We start from the raw sequence: 19,783 nt of genomic DNA on the forward strand, positions 1-19,783 counted from the left end.
CCGCCAATTGGCGGATGTTTATAAAACTAAAACTAATTTTTTGGGATTACTAATTTTAGTTTATTGGAATTTTTTATCTACAACGATGCGTTTAGTGGCTGTACCGGTATCAGAAGTTATATTTAAAATATATACCGCTGATTCAAGCCCGGTAACATTCATACTGAACGTTTCTGACGTTACATTATTCTGTTGTACCATCCTTCCGTTAAGGTCGTATAACACTGCTTTAATGTTATTGTGCGAACTGAAATCTGGCAGTTTGATAAACACTTCTGTAGATGCAGGGTTAGGGTAAACTGTAAGCCTGATATCTTTAAAGTCTACAGTTCCTACCAGTTCAGATACATTAAGCAGTGCAGGGTCAGATGTTGTTGTACAACCTGTATTGTTTGTTAATACTGCCCTGTATGCATACCCATCAAAACTTTGTGGAACGTCTGTAACGATAAGTGAAGCAAGGGTAGCTCCCGAGTAGGTAGGATTAGTACCCCCATTAGTTACATTTGTCCAGATAGTACCATCTGTAGTTACCTGCCATTGGTATGAGGCTGCGTTAGTTGCTACAACAGTGAATGCTGCGTTTTCACCTTCGGTAATTGTCATGTCCTGAGGCTGCAGGCTTATAGTTACTGCAAGCGGTGCAGTGATAGTAAGTGTAACGGTTTTTACGCATCCGTGGGCATCGGTTACACTTACGTTGTATGTTCCGGCAGCAAGATCTTCAACGGTTGAACTTGTGCCGCCGTTAGACCATTCATAGGTATAAGGGGCAGTACCGCCTGTAGCAATAACAGTTGCCGTACCATCTGTTTCACCCACACATTGCGGAGCGGTAGAGGTAACAGCAGCATTAAGTTCCAAAGGCTGAGTAATACTAAAGTTCCTTAATGTCGAGCATCCGTTAGCATCTGTAATGGTTACCGAATAATTACCAGCAGCAAGGCCCGCAGCAGTAGCTTCGGTACTTACATTAGGTGTCCATGCATATGTGTAAGGACCTGTTCCACCTGTAACAGCAACACCCAGTTCGCCATCTCCTGCCAGGTAGCATGAAACATTAGTTTGAGATATGCTTACCGATAGTGGAGTAGGCTGTGTAATTGTAAATGATTCTTCTACTGAGCATCCATTAGCATCGGTTACCGTAAGGCTATATTCTCCGGTACCAAGGCCTTCAACAGAATTTGTAGTACCGAGATCCGGAGACCAAACGTATGTATAAGGTTCAGTTCCTCCAGAAGCAATCGCTTCAATAGAGCCATCGTTATTGCCTGAGCACGAAATGTTTGTCACTGTAGCATTCAGCTCAAATTCTTCCGGTTGATCAATGATTACAGTATGTACAATAGAGCATCCATTTGTATCGGTAATATTTACGGTATAGGTACCGGCAGCAAGGCCTGTAACAGATGCGCCTCCTGCACCGTTAGACCATGCGTAGCTGTATCCGGGAACGCCTCCTGTTGCAATTATTGCAGCCGATCCGTTTGCTAATCCATAGCAAGAAACATTTGTTTTAACTGATGTTGCCATTATTTGCGGCTGTTCGTATATTGTAAAGCTGCTTGTTGCCGTGCATCCGTTAGCGTCGGTTACAGTACATGTGTATACTCCTGCATTTAAACCGCTTATCATATTTGTAGTAGCGCCGCTAGACCATGCGTATATGTATGGTGCTGTTCCTCCAATTACACTAACCGTTGCTGCACCATTGGCTCCTCCAAAACAAGAAATGTTAGTTGAAGTGCCGTTTAGCACGATTGATGGTGTTTGTGTAATGGTAAAGCTTTGTGTCGCTGTACATCCGTTGGCATCAGTAACTGTCACCGTATAAGTACCTCCGGCAAGTCCCGTTGCTGTTGCCGCAGTACCTCCTGACGGAGCCCATGAATATGTATATGCACCTGTACCACCAGTTGCAACAACCGTAGCCGATCCCGTCGCTGCACCACTACAAAAAATATTTGTTTGTGCTCCGGCAGTAAGCGTTAGCGATGTTGCAGGCTCAGTAATAGTAAATGACTGTGTAGTCGTACACAGGTTAGCATCTTTTACCGTTACCGTATAGGTACCTGCTATAAGTCCGGTTGCTGTAGCTGCTGTACCTCCTGTTGGAGCCCATATATAAGTATACGCGCCTGTTCCTCCTGTTACATTTACTGTAGCCGATCCTGTTGCAGCACCATGGCATAAAACATTTGTTTGCTGCCCTGCCAAAACGGTAAGCTGGGCAGGCTCAGTAATAGTAAATGATTGTGTAGTAGTACAGAGGTTAGCATCTTTAACTGTTACCGTATATGTTCCTGCGGTAAGTCCTGTGGCTGTTGCCGAAGTACCTCCTGTTGGAGCCCAAACATAAGTATATGCGCCTGTTCCTCCTGTTACATTTACTGTAGCCGATCCTGTTGCTGCACCGTTACATAATATATTTGTTTGTGGCCCTGCCGAAACAGTAAGCTGGGCAGGCTCAGTAATAGTAAACGATTGTGTTGCAGTACATAAGTTAGCATCTTTAACTGTTACCGTATATGTTCCTGCAGTAAGTCCTGTTGCAGTTGCCGAAGTACCTCCAGTTGGAGCCCAAACATAAGTATATGCGCCTGTTCCTCCTGTTACATTTACTGTAGCCGTCCCTGTTGCAGCACCATGGCATAAAACATTTGTTTGCGGCCCTGCTGTTACTGTTAAGCCTGCTGCAGGTTCTGTAATAGTTATAGTCCTCGTAATAAAGCATCCTTTATTGTCGGTAATAGTGCAGGTATACGTGGCCGGGCTCAAGTTTGTTGCTGTCGCAGCAGTACCTCCCGATGGTGACCATGAATAGGTATAAGGTGCAGTACCTCCTGATGGTACTACAGTTGCTGTTCCGTTAGCAGAATTATTGCATAATACATCTGTTTTGCTTATTGTCGCAGTAAGCGATGCAGGCTCTGCAATAGTTACCGTTTGTGTTGCCTGGCAAAGATTTGCATCTTTAATGGTAACAGTATATGTTCCGGCTGCAAGTCCGTTTGCTGTAGCAGCTGTACCACCAGATGGAGCCCACAGATAAGAATATGCACCTGTTCCTCCGCTTGGCGTGATGGTAGCAGCACCGTTTGTACCTCCGTTACAGCTTACATTTGTTTGAGAAGCAATAACAGATGTTATTGCAGAAGGTTGTGTGATAGTAATACTTTGTGTAGTTTGGCAAAGGTTAGCATCTTTTATGGTAACCGTATAGGTTCCTGCAGTAAGTCCGGATGCTGTTGCTGCAGTTCCTCCTGTTGGAGCCCATAGATAAGTGTATGCACCTGTGCCACCTGTCACAGTTACACTGGCCGTTCCATTAGATCCTCCATTGCAAATAAGATTATCTTGTGATGGGGTAACTGTTAAAGCCGTTGGCTGGGTAATGGTAAAACTTTTTGTAATTGAGCAACCGTTTGCAGCTGTAATTAAAACGCTGTAATTTCCGGCTGTTAATCCTGTTGCTGTATCTGCGCTTCCGCCAGATGGAGACCAGGTATAGGTAAAAGGACCGGGTGCGCCAGAAGGTACAACTCCAGCTGAACCCGTATTTGATCCGTTACATGAAACATCTGTTTTAAATGTAGAAGCAACAAGCGTATTTGTAGTGGTTATCGTGAAGTTTTTAATTATGCTGCATCCATTAGCATCTGTAATGGTGCAAGTATAAACGCCCGCTGCTAATCCGCTTATAGACGATGTAGTAGCTCCTGTAGGTGACCATAAGTAGGTGTAGCCCGCCGCGCCGCCGTTTGGTATAACTGTTGCCTGTCCGCCCGAAGCACATGTTGCGCTGGTTTGAACGGTAGAAGCTACTAGAAGGCTCGGCTGGTTGATCGTTACATTTAGAGTCGTAAAGCAACCTACACTATCTGTAATTGTACAAGTATAGTTTCCTATTGGCAGTCCGGTAGCAGTTGCTGCTGTACCAACGACAGTATTTGATGCATTTCTCCAAACATAGACATATCCTCCATTACCGCCACTTGGTGTTGCTGTCGCCGTTCCTGTAGAACCTCCGTTACATAATACATCTGTCTTTGATGAGGTTGCTGTTAAAAGTGCAGGCTGATCCACCGTAACGCTTTGGGTAGTCTGGCAGTTATTTGCATCTCTTACTATAACAATATATGTACCTGCTGTAAGTCCTGTTGCAGTGGCGGAATTGCCACCTGTAGGTGTCCACGTATAAGTGTAAGATCCTGTACCGCCAGTAACTGTAGCTGTAGCAGTTCCATTTGAACCATTGTTACAGCTAACATTTGTTTTAGACATTGTAACGCTTAATTGAGAAGGTGTTGCAATAGTGACATTTTTAGTAATAGTACAGCCGTTGCTATCAGTAATTATGCACTGATAATTTCCTGCGGGCCTTCCTGAAATTGAAGATCCTGTACCTCCTAAAGGCGACCAGGCATACGTATAGCCCGGAGTTCCTCCCGTTGCGGTTACGCTTGCAGAACCGTTGCTTCCCCCGAAACAGGACACACCTGTAGAAGCTGTGCTTGCCGCGAGTATTGCAGCCGGTTGGGTTATCGGAAAAATTTGAGTGGTTGAACAGTTACCGTCAAAAACAGTTACAGTATAAGTACCTGCTGTAAGTCCTGAAGCTGTCGCTGCAGTACCACCTGATGGAGCCCATGAGTAGGTGTAATTACTTGAACCTCCGGTTACATTTACCGTAGCCGATCCTGTAGCTTCACCACGGCAACTTACATTAACGATTGCTCCTTGTGTTGCCGTTATTGTATTTACATTTAGAGTTGCGTATGCAGATATAGCTGTGCCAGAACAGCTACCTGATGCAACAAGCTGATATCTGTAATTATTCATACCTACGGTTGCACCGGTAATAGTGAGCGTTGTAGTTTGTGCACCGGAGTATGTTGCATTATTTGTAATATTAGTATAAGTACCGCCTGTGCTAACCTGCCACTGATAACTTGTTGCAGCTGAAGCCAAAGCAGTAAAAACCGTACTTTCGCCTACGCAGATAGAAGCGTCAGACGGGGCTGAGGTTATAGCCGGAAGTGCGTTGACTGTAACTACTACCGTAACAGGCGTGCCCGGGCAGCTGTTTAGGGTAGGGGTTATAGTATATGTTGCGGTCCCGGTGCCATTTAATGTTTGCGCTATAGAAGAACCTGATCCTGCCAGGGCACCTGTTACAGTACCAGTTGTTGCAACAGTCCAGGCAAAAGAAGAGCCTGCCGGGCTAGAGGTAAGCGCAATGTTTGTTGCACTGCCTGAGCAAATAGTTGCCGAGGCTGGTGTTGCAGTGGCAGAAGGTAACGGTTTTACGGTAATAACTACTGATGTAGTTGCCCCCGGGCAACCATTCAAGGTAGGAGTAATGGTATAAGTTGCAGTACCTATTCCGTTTAATGTTTGCGCTATAGAAGATCCAGATCCTGCCGAAGCGCCTGTTACAGTACCTGTTGTTGCAACTGTCCACGCAAAGGTGGCACCTGTAGGGGTTGAGGTAAGCGCAATATTTGTATCAGTACCGGTGCAAATACTTTGAGATGCCGGTGTTGCCGTTGCCGTAGGTAATGGATTAACTGTTATGGCTATTGTAATAGGTGTGCCAGGGCAGCCGTTTAATGTAGGTGTTACAGTATAATTAACGATACCATTACCGGTAAGCGTTTGGTTTATAGACGATCCTGAACCTGCAGATGAGCCGCTAACCGTACCGCTTGCTGTTGCTACAGTCCATGCAAAAGAAGCACCTGCAGGTGATGATGTCAAGGCTATATTAGGTGATGTTCCTGAACATATTGTTTTAGACGATGGGGTAGCTATAGCAATCGGTAAAGGCTTTACAGTAATAACAACTGTGATAGGACTGCCTGGGCAACCGTTTAAGGTAGGTGTAACAGTATACGTTGCTGTACCTAGTCCGTCTAAAGCTTGTGCTATAGAAGAACCCGATCCTGCCACAGCGCCTGTTACTGTACCTGTTGTTGAAACCGTCCATGCAAATGTTGCACCTGTAGGAGCCGATGTAAGCACAATGTTCGTACTATTACCTCTACAGATGTTTTCAGAAGAAGGTGTTGCTGTTGCTACAGGTATAGTAGTTACTGTAAGTGTAGCGTCTGAAGACGTAGCTGATGCGCATGTATTAGATGCCACAACATAATATCTATATCCATTCATGCCGGCTGTTATGCTTCCTATAGAAAGACTTGCAGTTGTTGCATTAGAATATGTAGCGTTATTAGTTATAGCAGTAAAAGTATTTCCCACAGCTGTACTAACATACCATTGATAACTGGTAGCATTTGATGCCGCGGAGCTCAATGTAATGCCAGATCCAGTACAAACAGAAACACTGGCAGGATTTGTGGTGAATGAGACAGGAGTCGCCGCAGGATTGTTGATTGTAAAAATCTTTGTTATGCTTGTGCCTTCACCGTCTGTAATTTGTACAGAATATGATCCAGCAGCCAGCCCGGTTAGTGTAGCAGTTGTACCACCTGAAAGTGTCCATGAATATGTGTAAGGTGTTTTTCCACCTGCAGGGGTTACAGTTGCTGTACCGTTTGAGCCGTTATTGCATGTAGGATTTGTTTGAGATTGTGTTGCCGAAAGAGCAGCATTTGTGGTAAAAGACCTAGTGTTGCCATAACTCGTTCCTACACTGTTAATTGCATAAGCAGAAAAATATATTGTAGTGCTCGTAAGAAGACTCGTTATAGATTGACTGAATGGACTTGCCGTACCGTTTATCACTACATTATTAACTCCGGGTTCCCCAATAGTAGGAGTTGTGTCTGTATAACTCCATACAACGCCATGGCTTTGCAGTGCGCTCCCACCGTCTGATGCAGTGCCTCCCAAGGTTACGCTAGTAGCTCCAAGATTGGTTTGTACAGAAGTAGTTACAACAGGGACAGTAGCACTGGCTAAAGATTCCCACCTAAAGGCGTCAAGGTTAAAATAATCAAAACCTGTACCTGCTAATGTTACTTCAAGCGATGTAATTGGATTGGATGAAGCGGCAATACCTGTAAAATCAAAAAGAACGAAACCGTTATTTACTGTTGAAGGATTACCTGTTAAAAAACCACTGTTTTTTATATAGGTAAATACCTCTGTAGAGCCATTTTTTGCCACAACAGTTACCTGCCTTCCTCCTCCGTCGCCATACTGGTTAACACTGATGTCCGAAAGGAAAAGCCAAAACGATTTTATCTTAAAGGCTGTAAGGCTGCTGATAGTAAACTTTGGATGCACGCCGTTTACATTACCAAGATTATCAAAATATCTTAGATCAGGTGCGGTACCGTTCCATCCATAAGAATTTGGGATAGTTGATGTTCTTACAGCAACCGGAGGACCAACTTGGTTTGTAATTGTGAATAATTGTCCGTTGCTGATAAAAGAAGATGAATTTTCTGGTGCATTTGCAGTATTTTCAAAGGTTTCATTTGTAATTACCTGTGCCGAGAGTTTAAAACTGACTAATAGTAGCCAAATGAGTAAAAAGTAAAGTTTCTTCATGGTGTGATTTAGATTTAAATTATTAGTGGCAAAATTTGAGATAATTATTAGTAAATATTTGTTTTGGATTAATTTAACGTTTTGAATATCAATTTAATCGACGAATGGATAACAAATAATATTGATTATCGTAAGTTTCTATTTGTTATTCTCGTTAAATAATTTCTTAGTAAAAGCACTAAAGGGCGGCAAAAGTGCAGCCCTTTAAATACCTTAAAGTGTCAGATAGATCATTTAACAATACCACTTAATAATTAAAAATACAGTCCGTTAAGGTTTATAAATTATCTAATATGAATATTTAAACTTTTCAGATATTACTATATTTAATTATGTCAATAAATACTGTGGAATCATAAATTACTTATTCTTAAGTTATTATTTCTCTTTACATCTTAAAGGAATAAGTCACGTTAGATTCAGTCATAATTTCAGTGAAATTACTATCTGTTCGTTACAATAAACTTATTGTCTTGAAGGATAAATACCCTGCACACAAATGATGTAATTAAAAGTAACAAAAGGCTGCATATTAGATACCGGTGTGCTGCCCCCAGTGTTTCCTATCGTTACTCCGTTTGTTAAATTTAAATTTGGGGTGGCTTCTATGAATCCTAATGATGGCACAAAGTTTCTCCCTGAGCCAGAGCCCGGTGCGGCTATCGCTGATGCTGCAGTTGGTGTTGCAAGGATAGCGTTAGATGTGCTTACGGCAATTTGCCCAGGGTGATTATGTGCCGGTAGATTTGATACAGTTAATGTAACTGTTTCAGTTCCTGCTTTTAGGCCCAAAGGATATTTTCCTGCAGTATCTGTACCTACAGGTACAGAGGCTTGTAAATTTGGTAATCCAAATGTTGTGCGCCCGTCTCCTCCATAGGTTGTGCCTAAAATTGCGTACAATGCAGAGTATTGAGATATAGGTAATTGCTGTCCCTGACATAACATGTATCCTACAGGTGCAAAATTACCTGCAAATAATTTAATGGTTCCCATTAGTTCTTCGTCCATAATGTTGATTTTTTAATTGGTTAAAATTGGTTTATTATTATGGTGCTAAAGTAGAAATTAGGGTAATGCCAAAACCACGTACATTTACCTGTTTTTCTTTTTGGTTTTTTAATAAATGTGCAGTTTATCAGGTAAATAGGTCATTTGGCAGATTTGACTTTGTAAGAAAATAACGATTAGCTAAATTGTACCTTAATAATTATTTTATATTTGCAAAACCTTAATATTTTTGAGAATTAATAATTTGGCAGCCTTGTAAAAAGAAATGAGGTATTCAAATTTTTGAAGTTTTAAACCAACTATAAACCAATTAAAATTTAAACAATGAGTAAAGAAGACACAACAATCAAATTACCGGATGCAGTACGTTATGCCGCACGTTGGAGAAAAGTAGAGGGTCATTATAATAAGCATCATGAATTACATGCTTTCGTTATCCCAAAAAATGATTTTATAGGTATACTTACCGAAGAAATTGATGCGGTAAGAGGTTATCTTGGTGTAGATGATAATGGAGAAGAAAAGCTTATGTTTGTAGGGACAAAATATAATAAAGAAACAAACACCTATGTCGATATGCTTCCTGCTCCCGGAAACAATAACCAAATCTATGACCTTACTATGCCATGCCCTAATGCATGCGATCAACGAAGTATACTTAATACATTACTACTAGAAGAAAAATAAATGTATCTTTTAAAGATCCTTTCTTATACAAGTCTCTTTTTATTATTTTTTAATAGTGCAATCTATTGTAAAGGCTTTGCCAGTAAAGGCAAAGCCTTTACTTCTTTTGTTATTTATTTAGTTTCGCTTTTTATTATCCAGTCTTTAGCTGATGTTTATGCCTCTCACGGCATGAATAACCATTTTTTTGCAAGCTATCTGCTTTTTATACCTTTCATATTGCTGAGCTTTTTCTTTTACTATTTGCTGGCAGATATCCGGTCAAAAAAGAAAAATATAGTAAAATATGTATCTGTAGTTACTACACTTGGTTTATTTATCCAGTATTGTCTGCATCCTGACATATATTTTACATTTAATTCCATTGGACTGCTTATAACTTCCTGTATAATAATATTATATGCAGTGATGTATCTTTTTGAGCTGCTCTCCCAAAAATTACCATTCCATTATGTTACTGTAGGAATATTCATTTACTATCTAAGCAGCTGTTTAATTTTTGTTTCAGCACCCTCAATTGCGTCATTCAACGTCGAAATCAGTATCTTCATCTGGAAAATAAACGCAATCTTGTTTATTGTATATCAATTACTAATTTTATGGGAATGGAAGCAGACCTTTTATCACAAACCAACCAGGCAGGACTGATAATTGTAATAGGCATTTTCCTTATGTTCTTTATGGGAATGGTTTTGTTGCTGTTCTTTTACTTTTCAAAAAAGAAAATTATCCAGAAGGAACTCGAAAAAAAGAACCTCGAACTGGAATATCAAAAAGAACTGATACTTGCAACACTTGAAACGCAGGAGGATGAAAGAATGCGTATAGCCCAGGATCTGCACGATGATATTAGCTCTAAGTTAAACATTGTGTCGTTAAACAGCCACCTGCTTACAACACCTGATCTTACAGAGAAAGAAATTGAGGAAATATCTGTAAATATAGTTAATCTGGTTTCTAAAACACTGGCAAGTTCAAGAAGGATAGCACATGATCTTTTACCTCCCGTACTTGAAAAATTCGGGCTTCATGCCGCTGTAGAAGAGTTGTGTTTTGAAGTTAACAGCAGCAAGGCTGTAATCGTAAATTATAATAATGATGTTGTGTTTGATGAAAAAGACAGCATTAAGCACCTGCATGTCTTCAGAATCATTCAGGAACTGATTAACAATTCGCTGAAACATGGTAATGCTACCGAACTGTCTTTAAGTTTTGAAAAAGAAAATAATAAAATTAAGTGTATATATTCTGACAACGGAAAAGGCTTTGACTTTAATAAGAATGAAAGTAAAAAAGGCCTTGGAATGAAAAATATAGAAAGCCGTATAATTTTTCTTGATGGCACAATGACTATAAATTCGGCTGTAAATAAGGGTACTAACGTTATTTTTATTTTTTAGATTATGGCAGATACTATAAAAATTGCTCTTGCAGATGATGAGGTGCTTTTTCGTAAAGGAATAGCCTTTCTGCTTCAGCGCAAAAAAAATATTGATATTGTTTTTGAAGCTTCAGACGGTCAGGAACTTATCTCGTTTTTAAGGGAGAACAGGGATAATGGTTCTAATCCCGATATAATTATTATTGACCTTAAAATGCCTGTAACAAATGGGGTAGAGGCAACTAAGATTATCCATGCAGAATTTCCTGACATCAGGGTAATCGCGCTATCCAGTTATAATACCAAATCTTTTATAGCCAATATGATAGATGTAGGTGCCGCCTCATATCTTGTAAAAAACACCACTCCACAAGAGTTGATGACAACTATTAGCGAAGTATACGAAAATGGTTTTTACTACAATGACGAAGTTTTACAGGTAATTCATGAATATTTAATTTCACCTAAAAAGAAGGTTAAAAGACTTCTTGAAGAGCAGCTTACAAATAGGGAAGTCGAAGTACTCCAGCTTATATGCAAGCAGCATAGTGGCGCTGAAATTGCCGAAAAATTATTTCTTAGTGCAAGGACTGTAGAAGGGCACAGGAACAATCTTTTACGTAAAACAGAGTGCAAGAACATGATAGGTCTTATTATATATGCCATTAATAATGAATATGTAAGTCTTGAAAGTCTTATTGATTAATATCCTGAAATAGTAGTTATAATATAAAAAGAATCGCCCGAAGAAAAATTCCTCCGGACGATCCTGACCCAAAATAAACTAACTCAACTATTTTTTATTCAATTCTTTAAGGTAAGCCCTGGTTTTAATACCGCTTTCCTTAAGGTCACTTTCTTTCCAGTTTCCTGTAGATGATGCCGATTTTTTAAGCATGCTGCAGGTTTCATCTTTATCGGATACCGACCATGTTATCCAGCTCAGTCCGCGAGACTCCATCCAGTCAATCCATTTTTGCCATTCGGCAGTATCAAGCGGCCCGTCTCCGGTAGCTTCCATTCCTGCGCATTCTGATATAAATACAGGCAGTCCTGTTTTAATTGCAGCATCTGTGCGGTCCCTCAATTCGTGCTTGTGCGTCGCTGCATAAAAATGAACAGTGTACATCAGGTTGTTGTATCCCTTTATAGGGTCAGCAGCAGGCAGGTTTATATCCTGATCCCAATGCGGACAGCCCACAAGAATAATGTTATCAGGATCATTTTTACGAATTACTTTAATAACTGCTTCACTGTATGCCTTTACGTCTGCCCAGCTTTCTTCGTCAGGTTCGTTAAATATCTCATAGATAACATTAGGTGTGTCTGCATACGTTTTAGACATTTCATCAAAAAAAGCAACCGCTTCTTTGGTATTTATATTATGGCTGTGCCAGTCTATAATCACGTAGATGCCAGATGCTACAGCTCCGTTTACAACAGCCTTTATCTTTGCTTTGGCATCAGCCGGGTTTTCTTTGTAGGTAAGCCCTTTACTTCCGGTTTCTATGCCCATAGCAGCGCGAACTACATTTGCATTCCAGTCTTTTGCAAGCCATTGCACCGACTGTTTGTTGTAAAAACGGGGCCAGAAACTATGCCAGCCATAACTCACGCCGCGAAGCATAACGTGTTTTCCGTTTTTATCTACCAGCTGTGTACCTTTAACTCTTAGCTGTCCGTGTTCTTTCACTGCCTGGGCAAATCCCGCAGTAGAAAGTAAAAGTGCCGCAAAGGCTATTATAAGTAATCTTGTCATTATTTATTTCTTTTTGGTTAATCTAAGGGCAATAACATCGTGGGCAGGCAGGTTTGCTTTCAATGCCTTTTTAGTGGTTGCTGTTCCTTTATCCTTTTTGTCCCAAAGGTTTTTAATGTTATATGTAATAGTGCCAAAAGAAGCGTCCAGTTTATTAATGTCGTCATAAACCTTCTGTTCAGCCCAGTTAAAATCTACATTTTTAGCCGATGTACTCCTGTTTAGGAAAATGATAGCCCAGTCGCCATCAGCCAAAGGCTTTGCCCAGTATTCCAATCCGTCATTTTCGGCAAATTTGAATGCCTGAATACCCAGCTTATCCTGATTTAAGGCAATTATCTCTTTATTGGTAAGTACCTCAGTACTTTCTTTATTCATAGAACGCAGGTCATTTCCTGCAACAAGCGGAGCAGCAATCACAGACCACATGGTAAAATGTGCCCTGTCTTCAGATGGTGTAAGCTGTCCGTTGCCTACTTCAAGCATATCTGGATCGTTCCAATGCCCCGGCCCTGCATACTGGCGGAGCCCTTTTTGCATGTCGAGTATCTGCATAACACCAAAAGCTTTCCAGCTTCCGTGGTCTTTTATACAGTCAAAGCAATTAAAGATGTCGCCTGTTGTTCTCCATAAATGGCCAACATTTTGTCCCCATTCCCACGGTTTATCTGTTCCCCATTCGCAGATGCTTAATACAATAGGGCGTCCGGCTTTTTTAAGTGCAGCGGTAATGGTTTTATAAGCACCTTCGGCTTTAAGGCCTTCGCTGTTGCACCAGTCGTATTTTAGGTAATCAACACCCCATTCAGCATAGGTTAATGCATCCTGAAACTCATAGCCACGGCTTCCGGGCCTGCCGCCACAGGTTTGTGAGCCTGCATCAGAATAGATGCCCAGTTTCAATCCCTTGCTGTGCACATAATCGGCAAGTGCTTTTATGCCCGATGGAAATCGGGTAGGGTCAGGGTGAATAAATCCCTTAGCGTCACGGTCGCCATGCCAGCAGTCATCAATATTTATATAAGTATATCCTGCGTCTTTCATACCTGTTGCAACCATGGCATCGGCCATTTGCTTAATCATGTTTTCATCTACATTGCATGAAAACTTGTTCCAGCTGTTCCATCCCATAGGCGGGGTCATGGCAAGGTTTTGGTATTTTGTGTAATCCTGTACATAATTATTGCCCTGGGCCATCATTACAGATGCAGAAGCAATACAAAAAAGCGAATAGATAATTTTTTTCATTTATAAAGAATAGATTAGTTGGCGTTTAAAAATGGCTGCACGATAGCCTATACTGAAAAAACATTCCCTGAATTTACTCAGGGAATGTACACAAAAAACAACTTATAATACTTTAATTAGTCTTTAAGCACAAAGCCTATATCATCTACGTGATATACAGATGCTGTTCCTGTAAATTCTTTGATGACAAGTGTTTGTAAACCTGTTACTTCAAAAGGGAATTGAGAAAAAGGTATCTCTACATCTTTCCATTCTGTAGTAATGGTTACTGGTATAGAGTCGCTATCGTTCCAGTTTCCGTTGATGATTACAGCAATTTTACCTACCTTTTCTCCTCTTATAGAAAAGCGTATTCCTTTGTAAGCAGAGATATCTACAGTAGACCAGGCAACATCATGAAACTGCTTGCCGCTCCATGCGCCGTTTTCAATCTTCATATACACACCTCCCTGACGGCTGTCAAGACTAGGGATGTAAGAAACGTTATCGCCTTCATCTGCCCAGCCATTGTACCATACATCATCATAAAGTGCTGTTCCTACAGCTTCCCATGAAGAATTTTTACCCGATATCGTGGTTACATTTAAGTATTTGTGATTAGCGCCTTCAGGCATAATAACTTTTATTTCATCTATTGTAGAAGATACCACTTCTGCAGGTATGCCGCCAAAATCTACGGCAGGATCTAAGAAATAACTTCCCGAAATGGTAACTATATCACCGGGAGAAGCATTAATAGGATTAAAGCTTTGAATACCCGGAGCAGGAGGCGCAACAACAAACGAGTAGGTTACAGTACCTTTTGGCGTGACGATCCTTAATTCGTCTGATGCATTCTCATAAGGTGTTTTCCTGTCTATGGTTACAAGAATAACATTATCAGTCACGAAGTTAGAGTTAAAATACGTGTCAGTTTCGTTAAAATAGATCTTTTGCGTATTGCTGAATCCTTTACCTCTTATGATATACATGTTGTCTGCAAAGCCGTATTCTACAAGAGAATCATTCTGGGCAAGGCTTATGCTTTCAATTACAGGTCCTCCTGCAGATGCAGTATCGTCATCATTACACGAGACAAGTGAAACCGATATTGTGAACAGGCACAATAAACCGGTAATAAGATTTGATTTTAAATTTTTCATAATCATTTTAATTAAATTGATATGGAACCGGAGGTTGTTTTAAAAGTGGATTTTTAGCCACGTCATTATCTGGATAGTCAAGATAAAAATCACTTTCAGAAGGTGTAAAGTGTTCTTCCTGATTCATGCTTCCCCTGTTTTGTGCAGCCATGATTGCTATTGCCTGTGCTCTTGGAAGTCTTCCAAGATCAAACCAAAAATCGCCTTCAAAACAAAGTTCACGTCTTCTTTCGAGGAAAATATCATCAAACGTGATAGTTGTAACGCTCGATAATCCTGCCCTGTTTCTTACAGCATTAAAAGAGTCCAGCGCAGCAGCGTCAGATGTGCTTGTACCACCGGCAAGGCTGGCTTCGGCATGAATAAGCAATAGTTCGGCGTAACGCATGATATATGTATTGTTTTCCATCATGTTCCAGCCATCTATAGGTCCGGTCGCGTTACCATTTACAATACCAAGAACATATTTTTTAATCGCTGCTCCCGCGCCTTGTCCACCGATCTGGTCGGCAGCCGGTACTGTAAACCCAATTTGAGAATCTTTACCGCTGTTGGTAAGTACTTTCATATCAGGATACGTATGTCCCGGGAACATTATAGTCTCGTGCTTTCTTAAGTCGTTGTCCTCATAAAGATCAAGCACATCCTGTGATGGACCGAATACGCCGCCATAAGAAGCATTAGAGGTAGTAAGGTTTGCAGTGCTTATACCAAACTGTGTGTTGCAGTTGTTAGCAGAACCGTAATTACCATCTGCAATCCACTGTATTGCAAATATAGACTCTTCGTTGTTATTATTTGGGAAAGTAAACAGGTCGCCAAATGATTTTGCCGGTAACTGAGCACCACCTAAAAGTTTAAACTCATTACTGGTTATTACTTCCTGGGCAAGCTGTTTAGCGCCTGCATAATTTTTATTGTACAGGTACACTTTTGCAAGCATTGACTTGGCAGATCCCTGAGACACACGACCATTATCAGTATAATTAGTACCTCTTGTTTTGGCATTAAGCATTTCTATTGCCTTAAGGTAATCATTCTGAATTTGTGTGTATATGTCTTCTATCCTGTTAGTTGGTATAGCAGGGTTATCGATGTGATCAAGCGGATTAACGATGATAGGCACAGCACCCCACAACCTTACCAGGTAAAAATAAGCGGTAGCCCTAAAGAAATAAGCTTCTCCTATTGTATTTCTTGTTACTGCCGGATCTACCGACGGGCTTACACGGCTTTCAAGATTGTTGATAAGAAAGTTTGCCTGTTGTACATTTGCCCATAGCGATCTCCATCCGTTCACAAGCTCCGGATCACTACCATTCATAGAGAAGGTACGCATTGCGTTTACGTCTCCTGAACCGGTATACATATTACCCGAACCTACTTCGGCAATTGCCCAAAAGAACTTGTTGCTGAACTGGAACCACGTTCTTGAATACATACCGCTTGTTGCCCCCATAACCTGTGCATTATTCTCATAATAGTTGTCTGCGGTAATCGAATCTTCAGGATCTCTCTGCGTAAATTCTTCGCTGCAAGATGATAGCAATGCGCTAAAGGCAAGCATCATCCCCATTAACCTGAATATATTTATATATCTTCTTTTCATTTTCTAAATTTTTTAAAATTCAATGTTAACACCTACTGCAATAGTTCTTGGCGAAGGGTATCTTCCGTTGTCGATACCTGTTAATAATTGGTTTTGGTTAAAAGAACCAATTTCCGGATCATAGCCTTTGTATTTAGTAAAGGTAGCAAGGTTTTGTACTGAGCCATACAGTCTTACCCTTGATAATTTCAGTTTTGAAATCACGTCAGATGGTAAAGAATAACCCAAAGTAAGGTTTTGGATCCTTAAATACGATCCGTCTTCAACGTAACGTGTAGAGATCTGTACGTTGTTATTGCTTGTTCCGTTTATAGCTCTCGGCACATCAGTATTTGTGTTGTCAGGAGTCCAGAAGTTTTGCGTGCCCTGAAGTCCATTTTGGTAAAGCTGTGCGTTAGACGTACCGTTTCTGCGTGTAAGGTTCATTACGTCGTTACCATAAGATCCCTGCATGAATACTGACATATCCCAGTTTTTGTACTTGAAGTTGTTTGTAAAACCAAAAGTAAATTTAGGGTGTGGATTTCCTATGAAAGTCCTGTCATCAGCATCAACTTTTCCGTCTCCATTAACATCTTTATATTTCACATCTCCCAGTTGTGCAGAGCCTGATTCGGCACTTCCGTTTGTTTTACCAAACTGGTTAGGTGAGCTCGTTAGCTGGTCCGTAGTCTGGAAAAGGCCTTCTGCCACATAGCCGTAGAACATACCTATAGGAGAACCTACTTCTGTATTTGTTACCACGTAAGGCTGATAGCCGTTCATGTTTACATCCTGGAAAAGGTTTAAACCATTTTTAAGAGAAAGAAGCTCATTTTTATAATGAGAAACCACTAATGTAGAGCTGTATGAGAAATTACCTGTTCCTTTAGTATTATAACCTAAAGTGATATCGTAACCCCTGTTCTGCATTTCTCCAATGTTAGAGTATGGAGCATCAATACCGCCATACTGTCCTCCTCCGCCTGTTAAATAATCAGGAAGGGGAGTCTGGAAAAGGAAAGCGCTTGATTTTTTTGTATATACATCAAAACTGGCAGATAATCTTGAATCAAACAATGTAAAGTCTAAACCTAAATTCGTTTGTTTCATAGATTCCCATGTAATGTTTGGGTTTTCATATTGGTTCGGCATAAAGCCAGGGCCCAGTCCAGAGTTCTGCTGTCCAAGGGTAGCAGTGTACCTGTTGTTTGCAATTTGCTGGTTACCTGTCTCACCATATCCGATCCTGAATTTAATGTTGTCTACATAACCGCGTGTATCTTCCATAAAACTCTCGTTAGAAAGTTTCCATGAAGCTGCAACTGCTGGGAAATATGCCCATTGCTTGTCAGACTTATAATCAAATTTAGACGACTTATCTGCCCTATAGGAAGCTGACACACTGTATCGTGTATCGAAGTCGTAAATCACACGGCCAAAGAAAGAGTAAAGAGATGCACTGCCCTGGTAACCTGAGGTTACTGTTTGAGATGGATCGGCAACGTTAGGTGTAGTTACAGTGTTTGTTGCAAAGCCTGTTGCATATATAGATGTACCTTCCCAGTGGCTGTCGTTAGCTTCCTGTCCTGCAAGTATGGTAAACTTGTGCTTACCAAAGGTTTTATCGTAGGTAAGAAGGTTTTTTATGTTTATAGAGTACCAGTTCTGGTCTCTCTGGTAAAGGTCGGCAGACGTATTGGTTTGAACCCCCCAGTTATAAGTTGGCATAAAGTCTTTTTGGTTGTTAAACTCGGCATTAGCGCCTACTTCAAGCCTGTATTTTAACCCTGGAAGAAGATCTGCTTCGGCATAAATATTACCTAAAAAGTTTTTTCTTACCAATTTATTATCCCTAACCAGTGCTTCTGCAACCGGGTTAAAAGATGTAGCATTCATATCATTGCTTAATGGGCCCGCAAACGATCCGTCAGGATTTCTTACCGGAATATCCGGCGCCTGAAGAAGCGTATTGCTGATAAGTCCGCCAAAACTCTGGTTAATTGTTAGTTTTTCGTTAGTTATACCGGCGTTCATAGTTGTACCTACTTTTAGCCAGCTTTTAACTTTAGAATCAAGGTTAACACGAAGGTTGTACCTTTTATATCCTGACCCTATAAGTGTACCTTCCTGATCAAGGAATCCACCTGAAATGTAATAAGATGTACCTTCTTTTGATCCTGAGAATGATAACTGGTGGCTTTTTGCAATAGCAGTCTGGTACACAGCATCCTGCCAGTTTGTACCACTGCCTAATAGTTCAGGGTTTTGAAACTCTGTACGGAAATCTTCTGCATTGAAGCCGTAAGCTGACCAAAGGTCTTTTTGCCATTGTGCATATTCCCTAAGGTTCAATACATCTAGCTTTTTATAAATGGTCGCGGCAGAAGTATAGCCTTCGTAAGCTATTTTACCTTCTCCTTTTTTACCCGATTTTGTTGTGATGATAATTACACCATTTGCACCCCTTGAACCGTAAATTGCCGTTGCAGATGCATCCTTAAGAATGTCAATCGACTGGATATCATTAGGGTTAATCATAGAAAGCGGGCTAACAGCATTATTACCTGCACCACCGCTTGAAGAAAAATCATTTCCTGCAATTGGCCTGCCGCTCATTGATTTACCTGTTGCATCCCCTGATACAGGAACACCGTCAATTACATAAAGAGGCTCATTAGTTCCTGATATGGAAGTTGTTCCACGTACACGTATGGATGCCGCACTGCCCGGTTGTCCGGAGTTATTTGTAACCGATACACCCGCAGCTTTACCCTGAAGCATTTGGTCAACAGTAGTTTGCTTAAGGTTTTCTATATCTCTTGTCTTAATGGATGATACAGAACTGTTTATATCGTCTTTTTTCTGGGTACCGTACCCAATAACCACCACTTCGTCAAGCTCTTTAGCATCTTCTTTAAGTGTAATGTTAATTTGTTTTTTTCCTTTTACGGCTACTTCCTGGCTTGTAAAACCGATGAAGCTGAATATTAACGTTCCGTTTTCCGGCACATCAATAGAATATTCCCCGTCAATGTTTGTAGCTACACTCGCTGTGCCGCCTTTAACAGATACATTCGCCCCCGGAATCGTTAACCCAGTAGGGTCTTTTACGACACCTGTTACTTTGTTTTGAGCCTGAAGGGAGCCCAGAGAACAAAATAGTATCAGCATGAAAGACAATATTTTGCCTTTGCTATACCATTTTGCAATGTCATGTAGAGTGTTACCCATAATTAAATTTGTGTTTGGTTAGTTACTGACTTTATAATAAATAAACATTTTAATTTCGCTTTCGGTAATTTAAAGGTTCATTTATTGACAAAAACAAATTTATGGGAGATGTTAAGCGTTTGTTAATATTATTTTATCATTTAACGATAATATTTTCTCTAACGTTTTCGTAAATAATACACTGTAATATATATATCTAAATATTAAATATG

Annotated in this window: 10 protein-coding genes; 3 read left to right on the forward strand and 7 right to left on the reverse strand. The window is 40.5% G+C overall.

What is annotated here, in order from left to right; all coding sequences use genetic code 11:
* Positions 1-60 precede the first annotated feature (60 nt).
* A complete protein-coding gene (locus tag R1T16_RS00505; protein ID WP_317499096.1) occupies positions 61-7,521 on the reverse strand; it encodes a PKD-like domain-containing protein in 7,461 nt (2,486 codons plus the stop codon).
* Positions 7,522-7,986: 465 nt separating this feature from the next.
* Positions 7,987-8,532 carry a phage tail protein gene (locus R1T16_RS00510; RefSeq protein ID WP_317499097.1) on the reverse strand — a complete coding sequence of 182 codons (546 nt, stop codon included), beginning with the start codon at positions 8,530-8,532 and terminating at the stop codon, positions 7,987-7,989.
* Between the two features lie 324 nt (positions 8,533-8,856).
* On the opposite strand from R1T16_RS00510, the gene R1T16_RS00515 reads away from it, so the two are divergent.
* From R1T16_RS00515 to R1T16_RS00525, 3 genes are all read left to right on the forward strand, one after another.
* A complete protein-coding gene (locus tag R1T16_RS00515; RefSeq protein WP_317499098.1) occupies positions 8,857-9,219 on the forward strand; it encodes a hypothetical protein in 363 nt (120 codons plus the stop codon).
* 605 nt (positions 9,220-9,824) lie between these two features.
* Complete coding sequence (locus R1T16_RS00520; RefSeq protein ID WP_317499099.1) at positions 9,825-10,619, forward strand: sensor histidine kinase; 795 nt, start codon at positions 9,825-9,827, stop codon at positions 10,617-10,619.
* Positions 10,620-10,622: 3 nt separating this feature from the next.
* Positions 10,623-11,306 (forward strand): response regulator transcription factor, encoded by a 684-nt coding sequence (locus tag R1T16_RS00525; RefSeq protein WP_317499100.1) that lies wholly within the window; start codon positions 10,623-10,625, stop codon positions 11,304-11,306.
* A gap of 87 nt (positions 11,307-11,393) precedes the next feature.
* Here R1T16_RS00525 and R1T16_RS00530 read toward each other — a convergent pair whose 3' ends face one another.
* From R1T16_RS00530 to R1T16_RS00550, 5 genes are all read right to left on the reverse strand, one after another.
* Positions 11,394-12,359, reverse strand: coding sequence for a glycoside hydrolase family 5 protein (locus R1T16_RS00530; protein ID WP_317499101.1), 966 nt, complete (start codon positions 12,357-12,359; stop codon positions 11,394-11,396).
* 3 nt (positions 12,360-12,362) lie between these two features.
* Positions 12,363-13,607, reverse strand: coding sequence for a glycoside hydrolase family 27 protein (locus R1T16_RS00535; RefSeq protein WP_317499102.1), 1,245 nt, complete (start codon positions 13,605-13,607; stop codon positions 12,363-12,365).
* A gap of 116 nt (positions 13,608-13,723) precedes the next feature.
* A complete protein-coding gene (locus tag R1T16_RS00540; protein ID WP_317499103.1) occupies positions 13,724-14,749 on the reverse strand; it encodes an IPT/TIG domain-containing protein in 1,026 nt (341 codons plus the stop codon).
* A 7-nt stretch (positions 14,750-14,756) separates the two neighbouring features.
* Positions 14,757-16,358, reverse strand: coding sequence for a RagB/SusD family nutrient uptake outer membrane protein (locus R1T16_RS00545; protein ID WP_317499104.1), 1,602 nt, complete (start codon positions 16,356-16,358; stop codon positions 14,757-14,759).
* 12 nt (positions 16,359-16,370) lie between these two features.
* On the reverse strand, positions 16,371-19,571 hold the full coding sequence (locus R1T16_RS00550) for a TonB-dependent receptor (protein WP_317499105.1): 3,201 nt from the start codon (positions 19,569-19,571) through the stop codon (positions 16,371-16,373).
* Positions 19,572-19,783 lie beyond the last annotated feature (212 nt).

Origin of the sequence: Flavobacterium sp. DG1-102-2, assembly GCF_033042555.1 — a bacterium.
In the GTDB taxonomy this organism is placed as follows: Bacteria; Bacteroidota; Bacteroidia; order Flavobacteriales; family Flavobacteriaceae; genus Flavobacterium.

Coding starts and splice junctions, on each gene's coding strand:
- R1T16_RS00535 (WP_317499102.1), bottom strand. CDS start 13,607: ATGAAAAAAATTATCTATTCGCTTTTTTGTATTGCTTCTGCATCTGTA.
- R1T16_RS00515 (WP_317499098.1), top strand. CDS start 8,857: ATGAGTAAAGAAGACACAACAATCAAATTACCGGATGCAGTACGTTAT.
- R1T16_RS00510 (WP_317499097.1), bottom strand. CDS start 8,532: ATGGACGAAGAACTAATGGGAACCATTAAATTATTTGCAGGTAATTTT.
- R1T16_RS00530 (WP_317499101.1), bottom strand. CDS start 12,359: ATGACAAGATTACTTATAATAGCCTTTGCGGCACTTTTACTTTCTACT.
- R1T16_RS00525 (WP_317499100.1), top strand. CDS start 10,623: ATGGCAGATACTATAAAAATTGCTCTTGCAGATGATGAGGTGCTTTTT.
- R1T16_RS00545 (WP_317499104.1), bottom strand. CDS start 16,358: ATGAAAAGAAGATATATAAATATATTCAGGTTAATGGGGATGATGCTT.
- R1T16_RS00550 (WP_317499105.1), bottom strand. CDS start 19,571: ATGGGTAACACTCTACATGACATTGCAAAATGGTATAGCAAAGGCAAA.
- R1T16_RS00505 (WP_317499096.1), bottom strand. CDS start 7,521: ATGAAGAAACTTTACTTTTTACTCATTTGGCTACTATTAGTCAGTTTT.
- R1T16_RS00520 (WP_317499099.1), top strand. CDS start 9,825: ATGGAAGCAGACCTTTTATCACAAACCAACCAGGCAGGACTGATAATT.
- R1T16_RS00540 (WP_317499103.1), bottom strand. CDS start 14,749: ATGAAAAATTTAAAATCAAATCTTATTACCGGTTTATTGTGCCTGTTC.